Below are 21,465 nucleotides of genomic sequence, written 5' to 3'. Positions count from 1 at the left end.
ATTCCTCCCCACCGCCTGCGGGCGGCACCTTGCGACAAAGGACTACCCCGATGCAGAACGAGATCGACACCGCGCCGCCCTCCGACGACGGCATCGAACCCATCGCCATCGTCGGGCTCGCCGCCCGGCTGCCGGGTGCCGCCGACGTCGGCGAGTTCTGGCGCAACCTGGTCGACGGCGTCGAGTCGGTCACCGAGCTGAGCCGCGACGAGCAGCTCGCCCGGGGCGCGACCACCGACGAGGTCGACGACCCGGGCTGGGTGAGCCGGGCCCCGCTGATCGACGGGTACGACACCTTCGACGCCGGGCTGTTCGGGATGACCAGCCGCGAGGCGGAGGTGACCGATCCGCAGCACCGGCTGTTCCTGGAGAGCTGCTACACCGCGTTGCAGGACGCCGGCTACGACCCGGCCCGCTATCCCGGGGCGGTCGGCGTGTACGCCGGCACCGGCGGCAACACCTACCTGCACCGGTACGTGCTGCGCAACAAGCGGGTCGGCGGCAACCCGCACGGGGCGGTCTCGCTGGCCACGGGCAACTCGCCGAACTACGTGGCGACCAACGTGTCGTACCGGTTGGACCTGCGGGGGCCGGGCCTGACCGTGCACACCGCCTGCTCCACCTCGCTTGTCGCCTTCCACCTGGCCTGCGAGGCGCTGCGCAACCACGAGTGCGACATGGCGTTGGCCGGTGGCGTCAACGTGGAGCTGCCGCACGTCGGCTACCTGGGCATGGACGGTTTCACCTCGCCCGACGGCCGGTGCCGCCCCTTCGACGCCGGGGCCAACGGCACGGTCTGGGGCAGCGGTGTCGGGGTGACCCTGCTCAAGCGGCTCTCCGACGCGATCGCCGACGGCGACGCGATCCGTGCGGTGGTGCTGGGCAACGCCATCAACAACGACGGCGCCGGCAAGGTCGGTTTCACCGCCCCCAGCGTCGACGGGCAGGTGGAGGCGATCGCCCAGGCGGTCGGGATGGCCGGGATCGACCCGCGCACCATCAGCTACGTCGAGGCGCACGGCACCGGCACCGCGCTGGGTGACCCGATCGAGGTGGCCGCGCTGTCGGCGGTGTTCACCCGGGACACCGCCGAGCGGGGCTGGTGCGGCATCGGCTCGGTCAAGTCCAACATCGGGCACCTCAGCCAGCCGTCCGGCATCGTCAGCGTGATCAAGACGGTGCTGGCGATGGAACACGGGCTGATCCCGCCGACGATCAACTACGAGACGCCCAACCCGGGCATCGACTTCGCCGACACCCCGTTCTACGTGGCGAACACCCTGACCAAGTGGGACACCGACGGCGGACCCCGCCGGGCGGGGGTCAGCTCGTTCGGCATCGGCGGCACCAACGCGCACGTGGTGCTCGAGGAGGCGCCGGCGGCGTACCGGACGGACCGGCGGGTCCGGCCGGCGCAGCTGCTGCACGTGTCGGCGAAGACGGCGTCGGCCCTGGACAGCGCCGTCACCCGGCTCGCCGACCACCTGGCGGCGACCAGCGACGGCGGGCCGGAGCTGCTGGCCGACGTGGCGCACACGCTGCGGGTGGGCCGGCAGGAGTACCCGCACCGGGTGGCCGTGGTCGCCACCGACCTGCCCGAGGCGGTGACCGCGCTGCGTACCCCGCGCCGCCGCCAGTCCGGGGTGGTCGACGGTGCCGCGCCCCGCACCGCGTTCCTCTTCTCCGGCCAGGGCGCCCAGTACGCCGGGATGGGCGCGCAGCTCTACGCCGAGGAGCCGGCCTTCGCGGCCACCGTCGACGAGTGCGCGACGCTGCTCCACCCGGAGCTGGGCCTGGACCTGCGGGAGCTGATCCTGGGCCGCGACCCGCAGGCGGCGGAGAAGCTCACCGAGACCCGCTACACCCAGCCGGCCCTGTTCGTCGTCGAGTACGCCCTGGCGCTGCTCTGGCAGCGGGCCGGGGTCCGCCCGGCGGCGATGATCGGCCACTCGATCGGCGAGTACGTCGCCGCCACCGTCGCCGGGGTGCTGAGCCTGCCCGACGCGCTGCGGGTGGTCGCCGCCCGGGGTCGGCTGATGCAGTCGATGCCGGCCGGGGCGATGCTGGCCGTCTCGCTCGACGAGGCGCAGGTCGCTGCCCGGCTGCCCGAGGGGCTGGCCATCGCCACCGTCAACGGCCCCGGCACCTGCGTGGTGGCCGGCGAGAGCGCCGCCGTCGCCGCGTTCGCCGACAGCCTCGGCGGCAAGAACAAGAGCAAGCAGCTGCGCACCTCGCACGCGTTCCACTCGCCGATGATGGACCCCATCCTGGCGGAGTTCACCGCGTTGATGGCGACGGTGCCGCTGCGCGCGCCGGCCATCCCGTTCCTGTCCAACGTGACGGGCACCTGGATCACCGCCGAGCAGGCCACCGACCCGGCGTACTGGGCGGCGCACCTGCGTCAGCCGGTGCGCTTCGGCGACTGCGTGGCGACCCTGCTCGGCGCGGGCACCTGGGCGCTGCTGGAGTGCGGGCCGGGCCGGCAACTGGCCAACCTGGCCCGGATGCAGGTCGCCAAGGGTTCCCCGCAGCAGCGGGCGTTGACCCCGCTGGGCAGCCTGCCGGGCCCCGGTGAGCCGGCCGGTGACCTGGCCGCCCTGCTCACCAGCGCCGCCGCGCTGTGGTGCGCCGGGGTCGGGGTGCGCCTCGACGCCGACCCGGCCGCCCGGCGGGTGCCGCTGCCGACGTACCCGTTCGAGCGCCGGCGTTACTGGGTCGACCCGGACCCGGTGGTGGCGGTGGCCGACGTGCCGGCGGAGACCGGTCCGCGTGCGCTGCCGCAGTGGTTCGCGGTGCCGGTGTGGCGGCAGGCCGCCGCCGACCCGGCGACCGTGCCGGCGGGCCGCTGCCTGGTGTTCGCCGCCGGTCCGCGCGCGGACGCCCTGGTCGCCGCGTTGCGGACCGCCGGTGACGACCCGGTCGTGGTACGCCCCGGCGCGGCGTTCACGGCGTCCGACGACGGGTACCGGCTGCGCCCCGGCCACCGCGAGGACCACGACGCGCTGGTCGCGGCGTTGACCGCAGGCGGGGTGCCGGACCGGTTGGTGCACGCCTTCGCCCTGGACGGCCCGCCGGCCGGGCTCGACGCGACGGCCGCCTGGGACGCCCAGCAGCGTGGCTTCTTCGACGCCCTGCACCTGGTGCAGGCGCTCGCCGGGGCGGGGGCGACCGCAGGGGAGCAGCCGCTCACCCTCGACCTGGTCACCGCGGGCGTCGGCGACGCCACCGGTGCCGACCTGGTCCGGCCCGAGCACGCCACCCTCGCCGGTCTGGCCCGGGTGCTGCCGGCCGAACTGCCCGGCCTGGCCGTGCGGCTGGTCGACGCCGACCCGGCCGACCCCGGGGTCGAGACGCTCGCCGCCGAACTGCGCCGCCCGGTGGACCCGCAGCGGGCGGAGCTGACGTTGCGCGGCACCCGCCGCTGGGTGACCGGGTACGAGCAGGTCACCGTGGCCGCCGAGGGCGAGCCGGGGGCACTGCGCGACGGCGGCCGCTACCTGGTCACCGGTGGCCTGGGTGGCATCGGCGTCACCCTCGCCGAGGACTTCGCCCGGCGGGCCGGGGTGAAGCTGGTGCTGCTGGCCCGGTCCGGGTTGCCGCAGCGTGAGCGGTGGGACGACCACCTGGCGGTGCACGGCGGCGCGGACCGGGCCGGCCGGGCGATCGCGGCGATCCGCCGGATGGAGGCGGCCGGCGCGACGGTGCGGGTGCTCGCCGCCGACGTCACCGACCCGGCCGACCTGCGTCGGGTCCGGGCCACCGTGGAGGCCGAGTTCGGTGGGTTGGACGGCATCGTGCACGCCGCCGGTCTGCCCGGCGGCGGCATGGCCGAGGTGAAGGAGCGGGCCGAGGCGGAGCGGGTGCTCGCCCCGAAGCTCACCGGCACCCTCGCCCTGGCCGAGGTCTTCGGTGACCTGCCGCTGGACTTCGTGGTGCTCTGCTCGTCGATCACCTCGGTGATCGGCGGGTTCGGCCAGGTCGACTACTGCGCGGCGAACGCCTTCCTCGACGCGTTCGCCCGCTCCGGCGTCGGTTTCCGGGCCCCCGTGCTGTCGCAGAACTGGGGTGGTTGGGCGGAGGTCGGCATGGCGGTGGAGACCGCCGCGCCGGCCGCGTTCCGGGCCGCCGGCCGGGACACCGTCACCACGCCGGTGGACCACCCGGTGCTCACCACGAAGGTGACCGGCCCGGAGTCGACGGTGCTGCACGGGCTGGTCTCCGCCGGCACCCACTGGCTGCTCGACGAGCACCGCATCGGCGGGGTGCCGGTGGTGCCCGGCACCGCCCACCTGGAGTCGGTGCGGGCCGCGGTGGCCGCCGGGGTGCCCACCCACGACCCGCAGGCCGTGGTGGAGCTGCGCGACGTGGTGTTCCTGGAGCCGTTCGCGGTGCCCGAGGGCACCGTCGCGCAGTACCGGGTCGAGCTGACCCCGGCCGAGGAGGGCGTCGACTTCGCGGTCCGCAGCCTCGCCGCCGGCCAGCTCCGCACCCATGTGCGCGGGTCGGCGGGCTGGGTCGTCGAGGCCGCCCCGGCGGCCCGGGTGCCGGTGGTCGACGGCCGGCGGGTCGACGACGACGCCTCGTTCGGTCGGGGCCGTACCAGCATGCTGACCTTCGGCCCGCGCTGGGCCTCGCTGACCGAGCACCGCCTCGGCGACGGCGAGGAACTGGCCCGGATCGAGGCCCCGGAGCCGGTCCGGGCCGACCTGCCGGCGTGGGGGCTGCACCCGGCGCTGCTGGACGTGGCCACCGCGTTCGGCCGGGGCCAGGGCGACGGCACCTACCTGCCGCTGTCGTACGGGCGGATCGTGGTGCGCGGGCCGCTGCCGGCGGTGTTCCACAGCCACCTGCGGCACCGGGCCAGCGCCACCGACGAGGTGGTCGCCGCCGACCTGTCGCTGACCGACACCGAGGGCCGGGAACTCGTCGCGATCGGCGACTTCGTGCTGCGCCGCGTCGACCAGGGCGCGGTCACCGGCGGGTTGACCGGCACCGCCGACGCGGGCCCGGTCGAGCCGGCGGCCGGGGCGCTCACCGAGGACATCCGCCCGGTCGACGGCGCGGAGGCGTTCCGGCGCAGCCTCACCGCCGGTCTCGGCGCGCAGGTGGTGATCGCCACCCGCCCGGTCGAGGAGATCCGACGGCGGGCCTCCCGGGTCACCACGGACAGCCTGGAGCAGGACCCGGAGCCGTCGGCGGCCGCTCCGGCGGCGACCGGGGGCGGCTCGGCGGCCCCGCGTACCGAACTGGAGATCACCATTGCCGGGGTGTGGCGGGACGGGCTGGGGGTGGCCGAGGTCGGGGTGGACGACGACTTCTTCGCCCTCGGCGGCAACTCGCTGGTCGCGGTGCAGCTGATCGCCGCGATGCGCAAGGCGACCGGGGTCCGGCTGCCGATGCGCAGCCTCTTCGAGACCCCCACCGTGGCCGGCCTGGCCGAGCGCATCGCCCAGCTGCGGGCCGCCGCCGCCGACGAACCGGCCGCGCCGGCCACCATCCCCGCCATCCCGCGGCTACCCCGCGCCTGACGTCGAGAAACAGGAGACCACGCCATGAGCGACACGATCGCCACGCTGCCGGTGGTCGTCGAGAACGACGGCACACCCCTGACCGAGCTGATCGGCCGACGCCGGGCCGAGCTGCGCGCCGACCTCGTCGCGCACGGCGGGCTGCTGTTCCGCGGCTTCGACGTGGGCGGGGTGGACGGCTTCGACGCGGTGGTGCGGGCGTTCTCCGGCGAGCCGCTGACCTACACCGAGCGGTCCTCGCCCCGGCACGCCATCAAGGGGAAGGTCTACACCTCGACCGACTACCCGCCGGACGAGGAGATCTTCCTGCACAACGAGAACTCCTACCAGGCGCGTTGGCCGCTGACGCTGTTCTTCTACTGCCTGACCGCGCCGCAGACCCTCGGCGCGACCCCGCTGGCCGACGTGCGCCGGGTGTACGCCGAGATCGACCCGGCGGTCCGTGCGGAGTTCGTCAGTCGGCGCTGGCTGCTGGTGCGTAACTTCCACGCCGACTTCGGCACCCGCTGGCAGGACGTCTTCGGCACCGACGACCGCGCCCAGGTGCAGGCGTACGCGGCGGCGAACCGGATCGAGCTGGAGTGGGTGGGCAAGGACGGGCTGCGGACCCGGGCGGTACGGGACGTGGTGCACCACCGGCCCGGCTCGGACACCCCGCGCTGGTTCAACCACGCCACCTTCTTCCACCTGAGCACCCTGCCGAAGGACTACCAGGAGGGGCTGCTGGCGATGTTCGGCCCCGAGGGGCTGCCGGCGAACACCTACTACGGCGACGGCGGCGAGATCCCCGCCGACGTGCTGGACCACCTGCGGGCCGCGTACCGGGCGGCCAGCGTCCGCTTCGACTACCAGCGCGACGACGTGCTGGTGGTCGACAACATGACCGCCGCGCACGGGCGGGAGCCGTTCACCGGACCCCGCAAGATCGCCGTCGCGATGGCCGAACCGCACACCCCCGACACCGCTGGAGCGAACTGATGGCCGACACCCGATTCCTGGTCGTGCGCAACGACGAGGAGCAGTACTCGATCTGGGCGGCCGACCGCGACCTGCCCGCCGGGTGGCACGACGCGGGCTTCGCCGGCAGCCGTGAGGAATGCCTGGCCCACGTCGACGAGGTCTGGACCGACATGCGTCCGCGTTCGGTACGGGAGCAGACGGCATGACCCGCGAGTGGACCTTCCCCGCCTCGTTCGCCCAGGAGCGGGTCTGGATCGCCAACCAGCTCGACCCGGCGTCGCCGGTCTACAACGTCTCGATGCCGTGCCGCTTCCCGGCGGGGCTGGACGTCGACGCGGTGACCGGCGTGTTCGACCAGGTCGTCGCCCGGCACGAGGCGCTGCGGACCTACCTGCGGGTCGACGACGGCAACCTGGTGCAGGTGGTCCGGGAGCACCAGCCGACCCGGCTGCCCACCGACGACCTGCGGGAACTGCCCGAGGAGGAACGCGCGCAACGCTACGCGGCGCTCTGCGTCGAGCTGGCCCGCACGCCGATCCCGCTGGACGCGCCGCCGCTGTGGCGGGCCCGGTTGGTGCGTCTCGGTGAGGCGTGGACGCTGCTGCTGGTGGTGCACCACGCGGTCTTCGACAGCCACTCGGCGGTGCTGTTCGACGCCGAGATCGCCGCGTTCGCGCAGGCCGCGTCGACCGGTGCGCCGGCCGCCGTGCCGGAGCTGCCCATCCAGTACGCCGACTTCGCGGCCTGGCAGCGCGACCAGCTCACCGGCGCGGAGCTGGCGCGGCAGCTCGCCTTCTGGACCGGTCACCTGGCCGGGGCACCGGCGGTCACCGGCCTGCCGCTGGACCGGCCCCGCCCGGCACAGCTCGGCTTCGCCGGGGACGAGGTGCGTTTCGACCTGCCCGACGGGCTGCTCGACCGGGTCGGCCGGCTGGCCGGCGGATCGGCGGCCACCCCGTACATGGTGCTGCTGGCGGGTTTCGCGGCGCTGCTGTCGCGGATCTCCGGCGACACCGACGTGGTGGTCGGGGTCTCCACCGCGGGCCGGGACACCGCCGAGTTGACCTCGCTGATCGGCATGTTCGTCAACCCGGTGGCGTTGCGCTGCGACGTGGGCGGTGACCCGTCCTTCGTCGACCTGCTGGGGCGGGTCCGCGACGCGATGGTCGACGCCCTCGACCACGGGCAGACCCCGTTCCAGCGGATCGTCGAGGCGGTCGCCCCGGAGCGGGACCCGTCGGTGCAGCCGGTCTTCCAGACCGCGCTGAACTTCATCCCCGGTTCCGGGCTGGACCTGGTGCAGCTGGGCACCACCAAGGACGACCTGGCCTTCGACATCACCACCGGGGAGAGCCGGCTGGTCTACCGTACCGACCTGTTCGACCGGTCCACCGCCGAGACGGTCGTGGCCCGTTACGTCCGGCTGCTCGACGCGGCGGTCACCGACCCGCAGCAGCCGGTGTCCGCGCTGCCGCTGCTCGCCGACGCGGAACGCGACCTGGTGCTCGGCGACTGGGCGGGGACCGGGGTGGCCGGTGCGTCGTCCACCGTGGTCGACGAGGTGCAGCGGCAGGTGGCGGCCACCCCGGACGCCACCGCGCTGGTCTGCGACGACGTCTGCCTCACCTACGCCCGGCTCAACGCCGCCGCGAACCGGCTGGCCCGGGTGCTGGCGGGCCGGGGCGTCGGCCCGGAGACCCGGGTGGCGCTGGCCCTGCCGCGCGGCCCGCAGCTGCTGGTGGCGATCCTCGCCGTACTCAAGGCCGGGGGCGCGTACGTGCCGGTGGACACCGGTTACCCGGCGGGCCGGATCGGTTACCTGCTCGCCGACGCCGCACCCGCGCTGGTGCTGGCCGTGGCGGAGACCGCCCCCCTGGTGTCGGCGGACGCGCTGCTGCTCGACGGGGTGCTCGACGTCGACCCGGCCCTCGCCGACGCCGTTGTGGCCGGTGCCGACCCGGCCCGGGGCGAGGCCGACCTCACCGACACCGACCGGGTCGCGCCGTTGCGCCCGGAGCACCCCGGTTACGTGCTCTACACCTCCGGTTCGACCGGCCGGCCCAAGGGTGTGGTGGTGGAGCACCGGGCGATCACGGCGTACCTGGCCTGGGCCCGGGACACCTACCCGGGGCTGTCCGGCACCGCGCTGCTGCACTCGCCGGTCTCGTTCGACCTGACGGTGACGGGGCTGCTCGGCCCGCTCACCGCCGGGGGCACCGTCCGGCTGGCCGGGATCGACTCCCCGGCGGCCCGCACGGGTGGGCGGCCGACCTTCCTCAAGGTCACCCCGAGCCACCTGCCGCTGCTGGAGGAGGCCCTGTCGCCCACCACCGACCTGGTGATCGGCGGTGAGGCGCTCACCGGTGAGCAGCTCGCCGACTGGCGGGCCGCGCACCCGGACGTGGCGGTGGTCAACGAGTACGGCCCCACCGAGGCGACCGTCGGCTGTGTCGCCGCCCGGATCGCCCCCGGGCAGCCGGTGCCCGCCGGCCCCGTGTCGATCGGCCGGCCCACCGCCACCAGCCGGGTGTACCTGCTCGACGCCGCGGGGCAGCCGGTCCCGCCGGGGGTGGTCGGTGAGCTGTACGTCGCCGGTGACCAGCTCGCCCGGGGCTACCTGGGCCGGCCCGGCCTGACCGCCGAACGGTTCCTGCCCTGCCCGTACGGCCCGCCGGGGCAGCGGATGTACCGCACCGGTGACCTGGCCCGGTGGCGGGCCGACGGCTCCCTCGACTACCTGGGCCGCCGCGACGACCAGGTCAAGGTGCGCGGGATGCGCATCGAGCTGGGCGAGATCGAGGCGGCGATGCGGGAGCACCCGGAGGTCCGGGAGGCGGCGGTGGCCGTGCGCACCGACTCGGGGGAGCCGACCCTGGTCGGTTACCACGTCGGCACCGCCGAGGAGGCGCACCTCGCCGCCGAGCTGGCCCGGGAGCTGCCGGCGCACCTGGTGCCGGCCGCGTTCGTCCGGCTCGACGCGTTGCCGTTGACCCCGAACGGCAAGCTGGACCGGGCGGCGCTGCCCGCCCCGCCGGAGTCCGTGGCCGGCGACGGCTACGTGCCGCCGCGCACCGACGCCGAGACCCTGGTCGCCGAGGTGTACGCCGACATCCTCCAGGTGGAGAAGGTCGGCGCGCTCGACGACTTCTTCGCCCTCGGCGGCAACTCGCTGCGCGGCATGCGGGCGATGGCCCGCATCCGGGCCGAGGTGGACGTCGACCTGCCGATGCGGGCGCTGTTCGGCAGCCCCGTGGTGGCCGATCTGGCCGCCCAGATCGAGGCGCAGATCGCCGCCGAACTGGACGACCTTTCCGAGACCGAGGTCGCCGCGCTGTTGGCGGCGGATAAGGACACTTCCGCATGACGGACCTGAAGGATTCCCGGGACGCCGCCCGGGCGGCACTGATCGCCCAACGGTTACGCCGACGGCAGGCCACCCCCGCCGCCCGCGTCACGCCGCGCCCCGAGGGTGTCGAGGTGCCGCTGTCGTACGCCCAGGAGCGGGTCTGGTTCATGGACCAGCTCGCCCCCGGCGAGGCGGCGTACCACATCGCGGTGCCGTTGCGGGTGCGTGGCCCGCTCGACGTCACGGCGCTGCGCGCCGCCCTCGCCGCGCTGACCGCCCGGCACGAGTCGCTGCGCAGCCGGTTCCCCGCCGACGCCGACGGCAAGCCGACCGTGGTGGTCGCCGACACCGTCGAGGTGCCGTTGACGGTGGTCGACGCCCCCGACGAGCGGGCCGCGCGGGAGTTGGTGGAGGCGGCCTCGCTCGCGCCGTTCGACCTGGCGGCCGGGCCGCTGCTGCGGGCGCTGCTGATCCGGCTGGCCGCCGACGACCACGTGCTGTTCCTCAGCAAGCACCACATCGTCGGTGACGGCTGGTCGGTCGACGTGCTGCTGCGCGATCTGATCACCGCCTACCGGGGCGGTGAGCTGCCCACCCTGCCGGTGCAGTACGGCGACTTCGCCGTCTGGGAGGCGCAGGAGCTGGCCGGCCCGGCGGCCCGGTCGCACCTGGACTACTGGAAGTCCCGGCTGGCCGGGATCACCCCGTTGGAGCTGCCGCTGGACCGGCCCCGCCCGGCCACCCAGACCTACCGGGGCGACTTCGTCGAGTTCCGGCTGACCCCGGCGGAGACCGAGCGGCTGACCACCCTCACCCGGGTGGCCGGCGGCACCCTGTTCATGACGCTGCTCGCCGCCTACCAGGTCTTCCTGGCCCGGCACGCCGGTCAGGAGGACTTCGCGGTCGGCGCGTCGGTGGCCGGCCGGTCCGCCCCGGAGCTGGAGGACCTCGTCGGCATGTTCATCAACATGCTGCCGCTGCGGGCCGAGTTGGGCGGTGACCCGACCTTCTCCGAGCTGCTGGAACGCACCCGGCGCAGCGTGCTCGACGGTTTCGAGCACGCCGAGGTGCCGTTCGCGCGGGTGGTCCACGAGCTGGGCCTACCCCGCGACGTCAGCCGCTCACCGGTGTTCCAGGCCATGTTCGTGTTGCAGAACTACGAGATGGGCCGGTTCACCGAGGTCTCCGACGCCACCGACGTGACGTTCGACTGGACCCCGATGGAGCTGCGGGCCACCCGGTTCGACTTCGAGCTGCACGCCGTGGAGACCGTCAACGGGCTCTGGGGCAAGCTGGTCTTCAACACCGACCTGTTCGACCGGGCCACCGTGACCCGGATGGCCGACCGCTGGGGCGCCCTGTTGCGCGCGGTGGCGGCCACCCCGGACGTGCCGGTCTCGGCGTTGGACCTGCTCCCCGCCGACGAGCGGGCGTTGCTGGCGTCGTGGAACGACACCACCGCCGACTTCCCGGCTGCCGAGACGCTGCACGGCCCGATCGAGGCGGCAGCGGCGGCGACCCCGGACGCGGTGGCCGTCACCATCGAGGGCGTCTCGACGACGTATGCGCAGCTCAACGCCGCCGCGAACCGGGTGGCGCACCGGCTGCGGGCGGCCGGCGTCGGCCCGGAGACCCTGGTCGGGGTCTGCGCGGAACGCTCCGTCGAGCTGGTCGCGGGCCTGCTCGGCGTGCTCAAGGCCGGTGGGGCGTACCTGCCGCTGGACCCGGAGTACCCGGCCGACCGGTTGGCCTTCATGCTGACCGACGCCGCCGCGCCGGTGGTGCTGGTGCAGGAGCAGCTGCGCGACGTGCTGCCCACCGTCGACGCGACGGTGCTGGCCCTGGACGATCCGACCCTCTGGGCCGACCAGCCGCAGACCGACCCGGCCCCGCTGGCCGGCCCGGAACACCTGGCGTACGTGATCTACACGTCGGGGTCGACGGGTCGCCCGAAGGGGGTGCCGAACACCCACCGGGGCATCGTCAACCGGCTCGACTGGATGCAGAAGACCTACCGGCTCGACGCCGACGACGCGGTGTTGCAGAAGACCCCGGCCAGCTTCGACGTGTCGGTGTGGGAGTTCTTCTGGCCGCTGCGGACCGGGGCCCGGCTGGTGCTGGCCAAGCCCGGCGGTCACAAGGACGCCGGTTACCTGCGTGACGTGCTGGTGGCCGAGCGGGTCACCACCGCCCACTTCGTCCCGTCGATGCTGACGGTGTTCCTGGCCGAGGAGGGGGTGGAGGCGGCCACCGCGCTGCGGCGGGTGATCTGCTCCGGTGAGGAGCTGCCGCTGGCCTCGGCGGTCGACTTCACCGCCCGGTTGCCGCACTGCGCACTGCACAACCTGTACGGCCCGACCGAGGCGGCGATCGACGTCAGCGCCTGGCACTGCGACCCGGCGCTGCTGGCCGGGTTGACCGGTGTGCCGATCGGTGGGCCCATCGCCAACCTGCGGCTGCACGTGCTCGACCCGGCCGGTCGGGAGTGCCCGGTCGGGGTGGCCGGTGAGCTGCACATCGGCGGGGTGGGGCTGGCCCGTGGTTACCACCTGCGGCCGGCGCTGACCGCCGAACGTTTCGTGCCGGACCCGTTCTCCGGTGAGCCGGGCGCCCGGCTGTACCGCACCGGTGACCTGGCCCGCTGGGTGCCCGACCCGGCGGGGCCGACGACCGGGGCCGAACCGGCCGGTGTGATCGAGTTCCTGGGCCGCATCGACCACCAGGTCAAGCTGCGCGGCCTGCGCATCGAGCTGGGCGAGATCGAGAGCGCCCTGCGCGAGCAGGCCGGGGTGGCCGAGGCGGCGGTGATCGTCCGCGAGGACAGCCCGGGCGACAAGCGGCTCACCGCCTACCTGGTGGGCGGGGCCGAGCATGCCGCGCTGAAGTCGGCCCTGAAGGAGACGCTGCCGGAGTACATGGTGCCGGCCGCGTTCGTCACCCTGGACGCGTTGCCGCTGACCCCGAACGGCAAGCTCGACCGCAAGGCGTTGCCCGCGCCGGTGGTCACCCGCGAGGCGTCGGTGGCCCTGGTCGAGCCGCGCGACGACACCGAGCGGCTGCTCGCCGGGATCTGGTCGGAGGTGCTGGGCGTGCCGACGCTCGGCATCGACGACGACTTCTTCGACCTGGGCGGGCACTCGATGCTCGCCACCCAGGTGGTGGCGAAGATCCGCCGGGCCGAGCACGGCGGCCGGGCGGTCGGCGTGATGGACCTGTTCCAGCAGCGCACCATCCGGGAACTGGCCGCGTTCATGACCGGTGACGCCGAGGCGGCCGGCCCGCGTCGGCTGCTCTACGAGCTGACCAAGCCGATCCCGGCCGGCAAGCGGGTGCTCAGCTACGTCTGCGTCCCGTACGGCGGCGGCAGCGCCATCGTCTACCAGCCGCTGGCCGACGCATTGCCCGCCGGGCACGCCCTGTGGTCGTTGGCCATCCCCGGCCACGACGTCGGGTTGACCGAGGACGCCCTGCCGTTCGACGAGCTGACCAGCCGGGTGGCCGCCGAGATCGTGGAGCGGATCGACGGTCCGTTGGCCCTCTACGGTCACTGCGGGGTGGGCAGCGCCATCGTCGCCGAGGTGGCCCGCAAGGTGGAGGCCGCCGGGCGGGAGCTGGAGGTGGTCTACATCGGGGCGATGTTCCCGTTCGCCCGTCCGAAGGGCGCCTTCGCGGCGTTGCGCAACCGGCTGGAGCAGCTCAGCAGCAACCGGCACTACGCGAGCTGGCTCAAGAGCATGGGCGTGGACACCGACGAGCTGGAGCCGGAGCAGGCCGACCGGATCATCAGCAACATGCGGGCCGACTCCCGCGCGTCGGAGGAGTACTTCACCGGGCTGCTCGACCGGGGCGCGGAGAAGCTGCGTGCGCCGATCGTCTCGGTGGTCGGCTCCGAGGACCCGGTGACCGACTACCACGCCGAGCGGTACGCGGAGTGGCAGTTCCTCAGCGACACCCTCGGTCTGGTGGTGCTCGACCAGGCCGGGCACTTCTTCCTCAAGTACCGGGCCGACGAGCTGGCCGAGATCGTCACCCAGGTGCACCCGGCGGTGCGGGCCGGGGACGTGACGGCGCTCGGCCCGGCGGCCCGGGGTGAGGACGCCGGCTGGGTGGTCGCCGACCACCAGCGTGTCGGCGACGCCGGCGGGCCCGCCCCGGCGGTGGTGAAGCCCAGCATGGCCCGGTTCGTCGCGGTCACCGCCGGGCAGCTGGTCTCCACCACCGGTTCGGCGTTGACCGCGTTCGCCCTGCCGATCTGGTTGTTCACCCGGACCGGATCGGTGGCCGACCTGGGTCTGTTGTGGGCGTTGGCGCTGATCTGCGGGGTGCTGATGCTGCCGGTGGCCGGCGCGCTCACCGACCGGATCAGCCGGCGACGGATCATGATGATCGCCAGCTGCGTCTCCGGCACCATCCAGCTGGTGCTGGCCGCCCTGCTCTGGACCGACAACCTCGCCCTGTGGCACATCTACGGGCTGGTGGCGTTGAGTCAGGTGGCCGGATCGTTCCAGCGGATCGCCTTCCAGTCGGCGGTGCCGCAGCTGGTGCCGAAGCGCTACCTGGGGCACGCGATGGGCATCACCCAGCTCTCCAGCGGTTTCGCGATGCTGCTGATGCCGGTCTTCGCGGCCGGCCTGCTCGCCGCGATCGGCCTCAAGGGCATCCTGCTGATCGACGTGGCGAGCTACCTGGTGGCGGTGCTGACGCTGGCCGTGGTCCGCTTCCCCGACCTGCTCGGCTGGCGGCCCCGGGAACGGCTGCTGGTGGCGATCGCCAACGGTCTGCGCTACTCGTGGCGGCACAAGGGTTTCCGGCTGATGCTCGGCTACTTCGCGCTGGGCAACGTCTTCCTCGCCCCGGCGCTGGTGCTCACCACCCCGCTGGTGCTGTCGTTCGGCACCGCCACCCAGGTGGCGCAGGTGGCGCTGGCCGAGGCGATCGGCGCGGTGGCCGGCGGGGTGCTGATGTCGCTGTGGGGTGGGCCCCGGCAGCGGCGCATGATCGGGGTGCTGATCGGCAACCTGGGCACCGCCGTCGGGTGCCTGCTGATCGGCCTCGACGCCTCCGTCGTCATGATCGCCTTCGGGGCGTTCTGGCTGGCCATGGCGATGACCACCGCCCAGTCGATCTACGCCACGATCGTGCAGGTCAAGGTGCCGCAGCGGTTCCACGGCCGGGTGTTCAGCCTGAACCAGACGATCTCCTGGTCGACCCTGCCGATCGGCTTCGCGTTGCTCGCCCCGGGCGCGACGGCCCTGTTCGAGCCGATGCTCGCCGACGGCGGCACGCTCGCCGGTTCGGTGGGCGCGGTGATCGGCACCGGTCCGGGTCGGGGCATCGGCTTCGCGTACGTCTGCTTCGGGTTGGCCCTGGTGCTGATCACGCTCGGTGGGTTCGCGATCCGGATGCTGCGCCGCTTCGACATCGAGGTGCCCGACTCGCTCCCCGACGACCTGATCGGGGCGCAGGAGCGGCAGCGGCGGCTCGCCGAGCGGGCGAAGACCCGCCCGGAACCGGCGTCGGTAGCCGGCTGACCGGTCCGCGCGGGTACGACGGCATCGAGGCGTCGTACCCGCGCGGCAGGGACACCCGGCCGCGACGGGTCCCCGGGGACGGTGCCGCCTCGGGGACGCTCGTCGCGGTCGGGGCCGGGCGGCGTCCGCCCCTCCACGGGCGGGCAGGCCGGCCCGGGCCTGGTCAGAAGGGTTCGGCCGGATCGGCGAGGTCGGTGTCCGACGGCTCCCGGGGCTCGGCCACCCAGGCGGAGAAGACCGGCACCCCGTGCCACGGCCCGGTCCCGCCGTCGCGGTGGTCGGTGGCCACCGCCAGCACCGCGTACGGGTGCCCGAAACGCAGCTCGGCGGTCCGACGGACCCCCTCCGGTGGGAGGCTGGTCAGGGCGAACGCACCGGTCACCGCGGCGGCCTCGAAGCCGTACCGGCCGTAGTGGGCAACCGCCACCTGCCGGGCCTCGACGTCCGCCTCGGTGCCGAGCAGCCCGCCGAGCGCCCGGCCCACCGCCGTGAACCCCAGCCCGGGGGCGGTCAGGTCGTGTTCGTCCCGCGCCGACCAGCAGGGCAGCACCGCGTGCCGGCGTTCCTCCCGACCGTCGCGGGCGGACGTGCGGACCCGCTCCTCGCGCAGCGTCCCGAGCGGTCCCACCCCCAGCGGCAGGTCGAACAGCGACCGCCGGCCCGGTTCCCCGTCCACCGCCGCGCCGGCCAGCGCGTAGCCGGCGGCGAGCACGTCGGCCGGGGGGACCGCCGGGTCGGCGAGCACCGAGAGCACCAGCAGCCCGGCCCCGTCGCGTTCCACCGCCGCAGCGGCGTGCACGGCGACGTCACCGGCCGGTCCGGTCGCCGCGATCCAGACCCGGTGCCCGTGTTCCGGGCTGCGCAGCGCCCGGGCCAGCCGCCCGGCCCACCCGCTGTCCGGGGCACCCCGGTCGGCGGACCCCGCCGGCCCGTGCCCGGGGCCGGCGTCGCCCCCCGGCCCGGCCGGCCCGTGCGCCTGGTCGGGGCGGGGTCCCGCGCCCGGTCGGCGTTCGTCGCCGGGCAGGTCCGCCGCGCCCGGGCCGAGCATCGCGCCGGGCACCAGGTCGAACGGGGTGGCCCAGGAGATCCGGGTGGCGAGGGCGCCGGCCAGCGCCAGCAGCACCCGGGGGGAGACGGTCAGCGGGAACCGGTCGATCAGCCCCAGGGTGTGCTCGCGGGCCCAGGCGTCCAGGCCCGCCTGGTCGGGCAGCGGCCCGCTGGCGGTGGCCCGGGGCAGTCCGTCGGTCCAGCCGGCGAGCTTCGCGGTGTCCGCGCCGGGTCGGTGCCAGAGCGCGGTGGCCGACGGCACCAGCGGGTGCGGGTGGTCCAACAGGGCGGCGGCCGTCGCCGCGGCGGCCTCCCCGTCGACGCCCAACACCTCGGCCAGCTCGGCCCGGACCGCGCCGGTGGCGGCCGGCGCGGCGAGCGCCAGCAGCAGCCAGGCACCGAGCGGGGAGGCGACGTGGTGCCGGTCGCCGAGTTCGGCGTGCAGCCGGGCGGCGTACCGGGCCAGTGGGGTGTACGGGATCGTCGTCATGCCCCCACTGTGCCCACCGTTCGCGCTCGCGGCACCCCGGTCAGGACCACAGTTCGAACGGTTCGTCGATCTGCTCGCCGGCCAGGAAACCGGTGAGCAGCTCGGGCAGCCGGCCCGGATAGAACCGGGCGGTGCTGGTGACGATCTCGTCGGGCGGCCACCAGCGGAACCCGAAGTAGTCCTCCACCTCGTAGTCGAGCCGGTCGGCGCCGTCGATGTCCGGGGCGGCGGCGTCGAGGCGTACCGTCAGCACCACCTCGTCCTGGACGTGGCGCAACCGGCGGTGGATGAAACTGGCCCGCCGCCGCCAGGTGGGCGGGCCGAGCTGCGCGGCGGCGACGACGAACCCGGTCTCCTCCCGCAGTTCGCGCAGGGCGGTCTCGGGGTACGTCTCGCCGGGGTCGACGCCCCCGCCGGGCAGCTCCCACCAGGTGCCCAGCCGGGGGTGTTCCGGGTCGCGGGTGTGGAACAGCAGGATCAGGCCGTCGAGGTCGCGGACCACCAGCCGGACGGCGGTGCGTTCGATGACCGGCAGGTCCCGGGGCAGTTCGGTCATGGGCCTCCCTCGACGGGGCACCGTCGGGGCGGCGGCGGTGCGACGATGGCGATCATGGCGGAGCTCTTCGGTGAGGTGGCGGGCGACTACGACGAGATCCGGCCGGGCTACCCGGCCGCCCTCGCCGCCACCATCCTCGCCTATCACGGCGGACCACCCACCCGGCTGGTCGAGGTCGGCGCGGGCACCGGCCTGGCCACCGCGCTGCTGCGCGACCTCGCCGCCGCTGCCGGCCCGGCCCGGCCGGCGTCGGGCGTCGTGGGGTCGGGCGTCGTGGGGTCGGGCGTCGTGGGGTCGGGATCGACCGGACCGTCGCGCCCCGGCCCGGTCGGCGCCGGCCGGACCGACGTGGACCGGGCCGCGCCGGGGCGGACCCGGGTGACCTGTGTCGAGCCGGACGCGCGGATGGCGGCGGTGCTGGCCGCCCGGTTCCCCGACGTCGAGGTGGTGGTGGCCCGGTTCGAGCAGTGGTCGCCGCCCCCGGCCGGCGTGCCCCTGTTGTCGTGCGCGTTGGCCTGGCACTGGCTCGACCCGGCCACCCGCAACCGGCGGGCCCACGACGCGCTGACCCCCGGCGGCACCCTGGCCGTCTTCGCCCACCGCTACGACTACGTCGACCCGGCCCAGTCGGCGGCGATCCGGGCGGCGTTCGAGTCGGTCGACCCGGTGCCGCACCACGACCAGCCGGAGGACTGGTTCCACGCCGACATCACCGGCAGTGGACTGTTCACCGACGTCCGGTCGACCGCGTTCCGCCGGGCGGTGCCGCTGACCACGGCGCAGTACCAGCGTCTCGTCGGCACCTTCTCGCCGCAGCTGCGCCGCCCACCGCGGCAGCGGGAGCGGGTCCTCGCGGCGATCGGTGCCGCCGTCGACGGCTTCGGCGGCACCGTCACCCTCGACCTGCGGACCACCCTGGTGCTGGCCCGGCGGCCGGCCTGACGAAAATTGACCGGACGGTCGTGTCGATCCGGCCCGGTCCCCGTTCGACCTGAGGGTGAGCGGGTCGAACGGCGACCCGACGACGAGGAGCGACGACGATGGCCAAGTACATGCTGATCATGCGGAACACCGACGAGTCCCTGGCGACGATGATGAAGATCCCCTTCGAGGAGATGCTGGAGACGATGGGACGGTTCAACGATGAGTTGATCCGCGCGGGCGTGCTGGTGGCCGCCGAGGGCCTGGAGGACCCGGCGCAGGGCGTGGTGGTCGACTACAGCGGGGAGACCCCGGTCGTCACCGACGGCCCGTACGGCGAGACGAAGGAGCTGTTCGGCGGCTTCTACCTGCTCGACGTGGCGTCGAAGGAGGAAGCCGTCGAGTGGGCCCGGCGGATGCCGGCGGTCAGCGGCAGCAGGTGCGAGGTGCGCCGGGTCCCCGGCATCGACGAGTTCCCGCAGGACAACGAGTTCATCGTCAGGGAGCGGGCGTGGCGCGAGCGGACCGGCCAGCTCTGAGCACGGTGCCCACCGACGACCCGCCGGGCGCCGAGGCGGCCCGGCGGGCTGTCGAGACGCTCTGGCGCATCGAGTCGGCCCGGATCGTCGGCGCGCTGGCCCGCTACACCGGCGACTTCGCGCTCGCCGAGGACGTCGCCCAGGAGGCGGTGGCGCAGGCGCTGGTCGGTTGGGCGCGCGACGGGGTGCCGGCGAACCCGGTGGGCTGGCTGCTCACCGCCGCCCGGCGGCGGGCGGTCGACGCGTTCCGCCGCCGGGCGGCGCTGGACGACCGGTACGCGGTGCTCGCCGGCCAGCTCGCCGACCCCGCCTCCGGGCACGGGGAACTGCCGTGGGACCCGGACCGGGTCGACGACGACGTCCTCGCGCTGATGTTCGTGGCGTGTCATCCGGTGCTGGCCCCCGAGGCCCGGCTGGCGCTGACGCTACGGGTGGTCGGTGGCCTGTCGAGCGAGGAGATCGCCCGGGCGCTGCTGGTGCCGGTGCCCACCGTGCAGGCGCGGATCACCCGGGCGAAGAAGACGATCGCCGCCGCACGGGTGCCGTTCGCCCTGCCCGAGCCGCCGCAGCGGCGGGAACGCCTCGGCGGGGTCCTGGGCGTGCTCTATGTGATCTTCACCGAGGGGTCGACGGCGACGACCGGCGACGAGCTGCTCCGCCCCGACCTGGCGTACGAGGCGATCCGGTTGGCCCGGACGCTCGCCGCGTTGCTGCCCGCCGAGCCGGAGGTGCACGGACTGCTCGCCCTGTGCGAGCTGACCGCCGCCCGGTTCCCGGCCCGGGTCGACGCCGACGGTGCGGCGGTGCTGCTGGCGGACCAGGACCGGCGGCGGTGGGACCGGTCGGCGATCCGGCGGGGGACGGCGGCGCTCGGCCGGGTGGTGGCGCTGGGGCGAGGCCTCGGCCCGTACGGCCTGCAGGCGTCGATCGCCGCCTGCCACGCCGGTGCCCCCTCGGTGGAGCGCACCGACTGGGCCCGGGTGGTGCTGCTCTACGAGGCGCTCGGCCGGGTGGCGCCGTCGCCGGTCGTCGAGCTGAACCGGGCCGTGGCCGTGGCGATGGCCGACGGCCCGCAGCAGGCGTTGTCCCTGGTGGACGAGGTGGCCGCCGGGGGGCGACTGGCCGGGTCACACCTGTTGCCGAGCGTGCGGGGCGAGCTGCTCGCCCGGCTCGGCCGCAGCGCCGAGGCCCGGGCGGAGCTGGAGTTCGCCGCCCGGTTGTGCCGCAACGTCCGGGAGCGGGCGGTGCTGCTGCGCAAGGTCGACGCCCTCGGCGGGTGACCCGGGCGCGACGGCGGTAGGCTGCCCGCCGTGGCAGGTCTGTTGAGGAACGTGGCGACCCGGCTCGGCCGGGTGACCGGCGTGGTCGGCGCGCGGCGGGGCACCCCGGCTGCGATCCCGGCGCAGGTGGCGCGGCGGCGGCAGGTCAGCGCCCTGCAACGGCGGGAGCTGTCGTACGCCCCCGAGCCGGACGGGCAGGCCGACCCGGGGGAGATCGTCTGGACCTGGGTCCCCTACGAGGACGACCCGAAGCAGGGCAAGGACCGTCCGGTGCTGGTGGTCGGCCGGTCCAGCCGCACCCTGTTCGGGTTGATGCTCTCCAGCCAGAGTGAGCGCGACGGTCAGCGGCACTGGCTGGCGTTGGGCCCGGGGGAGTGGGACCGCGACGCCCGGCCCAGCTGGGTTCGCCTGGACCGGGTGCTCACCATGCGGGAGGACGGCATCCGCCGGGAGGGCGCGGTGCTGGACCGGGGCCGTTTCGACCGGGTCGGACAGGCGTTGCGGGCCGGCTACGGCTGGCGTTGAGCGCTGCCGGTGTGGCTGCGGCCGGGGCCGTCCCGGCCGGTGGTGGGTTTCAGCACTCGGCGAGGCGGGCCACGTCGAGTAGTTGCCGGGGTGACTGACGGCTGGTGACACCCTTCGCCCGGTACATGGCGGCGTCGGCCCGGCACAGCGCGTCGGCGAGTTGGGTGGGGCCGGTGACGGGGGCTAGCCCGACCGAGGCGGTGACCCGGACGCTGCACGGGCCCAGCGGGATGGGGGCGGCCAGCGCCTCGCAGAGCCGACGGGTGGCGTGGTCGATCCAGCGTCGGTCGACCGACGGGCTGGCCAGCAGGCCGGCGAACTCGTCGCCGCCGAGCCGCGCGACCAGGTTGTCGCCGGCGAAGGCGGCCAGCCGTTGGGCGACGCTGATCAGCACCTGGTCGCCGGCGGCGTGCCCGTAGCGGTCGTTGACCTGCTTGAAGTCGTTGAGGTCGAGGACGACCGCGATGAGGGGCTGCCCGCCGGCATCGGTGAGCAGCGCGGCGGCCAGCCGGTAGAAGGCCCGCCGGTTGGGCAGCCCGGTGAGCGGGTCGTGACTGGCGGCGTGCCGTTCGGCGGCCAGTTCGGCCTGGAGGTGCTCCAGTTCCGCCTCGGCCGCAAGCGCCCGGCGGCGTAGCTGCCACACCGAGACCAGGGCCCCGGCTGCGGAGACGCCGGACGCGACGGTCAACGGATCCGGCACGGGTCCTCCCTCGCAGTGTCGGCGTACGACCCGGGCGGCGGC

Annotated in this window: 12 protein-coding genes; 9 read left to right on the top strand and 3 right to left on the bottom strand. The window is 74.7% G+C overall.

From position 1 onward, the window contains the following. The first annotated feature begins 50 nt into the window (after nucleotides 1-50). The 5 genes from AB0C22_RS06795 to AB0C22_RS06775 are packed head-to-tail and all read left to right on the top strand — an operon-like array spanning nucleotide 51 to nucleotide 15,365. Entirely contained in the window at nucleotides 51-5,528 is a 5,478-nt protein-coding gene (locus AB0C22_RS06795) for an SDR family NAD(P)-dependent oxidoreductase (protein ID WP_357533890.1), read from the top strand. A 24-nt stretch (nucleotides 5,529-5,552) separates the two neighbouring features. Further along, nucleotides 5,553-6,506: a TauD/TfdA family dioxygenase gene (locus AB0C22_RS06790; protein WP_219460903.1), complete on the top strand. Its 954-nt coding sequence runs from the start codon at nucleotides 5,553-5,555 to the stop codon at nucleotides 6,504-6,506. Beyond that, nucleotides 6,506-6,694: an MbtH family protein gene (locus tag AB0C22_RS06785; protein ID WP_208566379.1), complete on the top strand. Its 189-nt coding sequence runs from the start codon at nucleotides 6,506-6,508 to the stop codon at nucleotides 6,692-6,694. Before AB0C22_RS06790 ends, AB0C22_RS06785 begins: the two co-directional genes overlap by 1 nt. After that, complete coding sequence (locus AB0C22_RS06780; protein WP_357533887.1) at nucleotides 6,691-9,852, top strand: amino acid adenylation domain-containing protein; 3,162 nt, start codon at nucleotides 6,691-6,693, stop codon at nucleotides 9,850-9,852. Before AB0C22_RS06785 ends, AB0C22_RS06780 begins: the two co-directional genes overlap by 4 nt. Further along, on the top strand, nucleotides 9,849-15,365 hold the full coding sequence (locus AB0C22_RS06775; RefSeq protein ID WP_357533885.1) for an amino acid adenylation domain-containing protein: 5,517 nt from the start codon (nucleotides 9,849-9,851) through the stop codon (nucleotides 15,363-15,365). The genes AB0C22_RS06780 and AB0C22_RS06775 overlap by 4 nt, the downstream gene beginning before the upstream one ends. A 163-nt stretch (nucleotides 15,366-15,528) precedes the next feature. Here the strand turns inward: AB0C22_RS06775 and AB0C22_RS06770 are convergent, their stop codons facing one another. Both AB0C22_RS06770 and AB0C22_RS06765 read right to left on the bottom strand, forming a co-directional pair. After that, entirely contained in the window at nucleotides 15,529-16,902 is a 1,374-nt protein-coding gene (locus AB0C22_RS06770; RefSeq protein WP_357533883.1) for a hypothetical protein, read from the bottom strand. Nucleotides 16,903-16,942: 40 nt separating this feature from the next. After that, the gene (locus AB0C22_RS06765) at nucleotides 16,943-17,458 is read right to left on the bottom strand and encodes an NUDIX domain-containing protein (protein ID WP_208566375.1); all 516 of its coding nucleotides are present in this window, start codon (nucleotides 17,456-17,458) and stop codon (nucleotides 16,943-16,945) included. 54 nt (nucleotides 17,459-17,512) lie between these two features. Between AB0C22_RS06765 and AB0C22_RS06760 the strand changes: the two genes are divergently transcribed. The 4 genes from AB0C22_RS06760 (at nucleotide 17,513) to AB0C22_RS06745 (ending at nucleotide 20,723) form a co-directional block, all read left to right on the top strand. Next, complete coding sequence (locus AB0C22_RS06760) at nucleotides 17,513-18,400, top strand: class I SAM-dependent methyltransferase (RefSeq protein ID WP_219460919.1); 888 nt, start codon at nucleotides 17,513-17,515, stop codon at nucleotides 18,398-18,400. A 98-nt stretch (nucleotides 18,401-18,498) separates the two neighbouring features. Next, nucleotides 18,499-18,918 (top strand): YciI family protein, encoded by a 420-nt coding sequence (locus tag AB0C22_RS06755; RefSeq protein ID WP_219460922.1) that lies wholly within the window; start codon nucleotides 18,499-18,501, stop codon nucleotides 18,916-18,918. After that, nucleotides 18,891-20,198 carry an RNA polymerase sigma factor gene (locus tag AB0C22_RS06750; RefSeq protein ID WP_308290691.1) on the top strand — a complete coding sequence of 436 codons (1,308 nt, stop codon included), beginning with the start codon at nucleotides 18,891-18,893 and terminating at the stop codon, nucleotides 20,196-20,198. Before AB0C22_RS06755 ends, AB0C22_RS06750 begins: the two co-directional genes overlap by 28 nt. A 30-nt stretch (nucleotides 20,199-20,228) precedes the next feature. Then, the gene (locus AB0C22_RS06745; RefSeq protein ID WP_208566372.1) at nucleotides 20,229-20,723 is read left to right on the top strand and encodes a type II toxin-antitoxin system PemK/MazF family toxin; all 495 of its coding nucleotides are present in this window, start codon (nucleotides 20,229-20,231) and stop codon (nucleotides 20,721-20,723) included. 49 nt (nucleotides 20,724-20,772) lie between these two features. On the opposite strand, the gene AB0C22_RS06740 is transcribed toward AB0C22_RS06745, so the two are convergent. Next, nucleotides 20,773-21,423 carry a GGDEF domain-containing protein gene (locus tag AB0C22_RS06740; protein ID WP_208566371.1) on the bottom strand — a complete coding sequence of 217 codons (651 nt, stop codon included), beginning with the start codon at nucleotides 21,421-21,423 and terminating at the stop codon, nucleotides 20,773-20,775. Between the last annotated feature and the right edge of the window lie 42 nt (nucleotides 21,424-21,465).

Origin of the sequence: Micromonospora sp. NPDC048894 (assembly GCF_040649765.1) — a bacterium.
GTDB classification, from domain to species: Bacteria; Actinomycetota; Actinomycetes; order Mycobacteriales; family Micromonosporaceae; genus Micromonospora; species Micromonospora antibiotica.
This window is presented reverse-complemented; position numbering and strand designations above follow the sequence as displayed.

Excerpts from the sequence above, each read along its gene's own strand:
- AB0C22_RS06795 (WP_357533890.1), top strand. The coding sequence starts at position 51 with ATGCAGAACGAGATCGACACCGCGCCGCCCTCCGACGACGGCATCGAA.
- AB0C22_RS06790 (WP_219460903.1), top strand. The coding sequence starts at position 5,553 with ATGAGCGACACGATCGCCACGCTGCCGGTGGTCGTCGAGAACGACGGC.
- AB0C22_RS06785 (WP_208566379.1), top strand. The coding sequence starts at position 6,506 with ATGGCCGACACCCGATTCCTGGTCGTGCGCAACGACGAGGAGCAGTAC.
- AB0C22_RS06780 (WP_357533887.1), top strand. The coding sequence starts at position 6,691 with ATGACCCGCGAGTGGACCTTCCCCGCCTCGTTCGCCCAGGAGCGGGTC.
- AB0C22_RS06775 (WP_357533885.1), top strand. The coding sequence starts at position 9,849 with ATGACGGACCTGAAGGATTCCCGGGACGCCGCCCGGGCGGCACTGATC.
- AB0C22_RS06770 (WP_357533883.1), bottom strand. The coding sequence starts at position 16,902 with ATGACGACGATCCCGTACACCCCACTGGCCCGGTACGCCGCCCGGCTG.
- AB0C22_RS06765 (WP_208566375.1), bottom strand. The coding sequence starts at position 17,458 with ATGACCGAACTGCCCCGGGACCTGCCGGTCATCGAACGCACCGCCGTC.
- AB0C22_RS06760 (WP_219460919.1), top strand. The coding sequence starts at position 17,513 with ATGGCGGAGCTCTTCGGTGAGGTGGCGGGCGACTACGACGAGATCCGG.
- AB0C22_RS06755 (WP_219460922.1), top strand. The coding sequence starts at position 18,499 with ATGGCCAAGTACATGCTGATCATGCGGAACACCGACGAGTCCCTGGCG.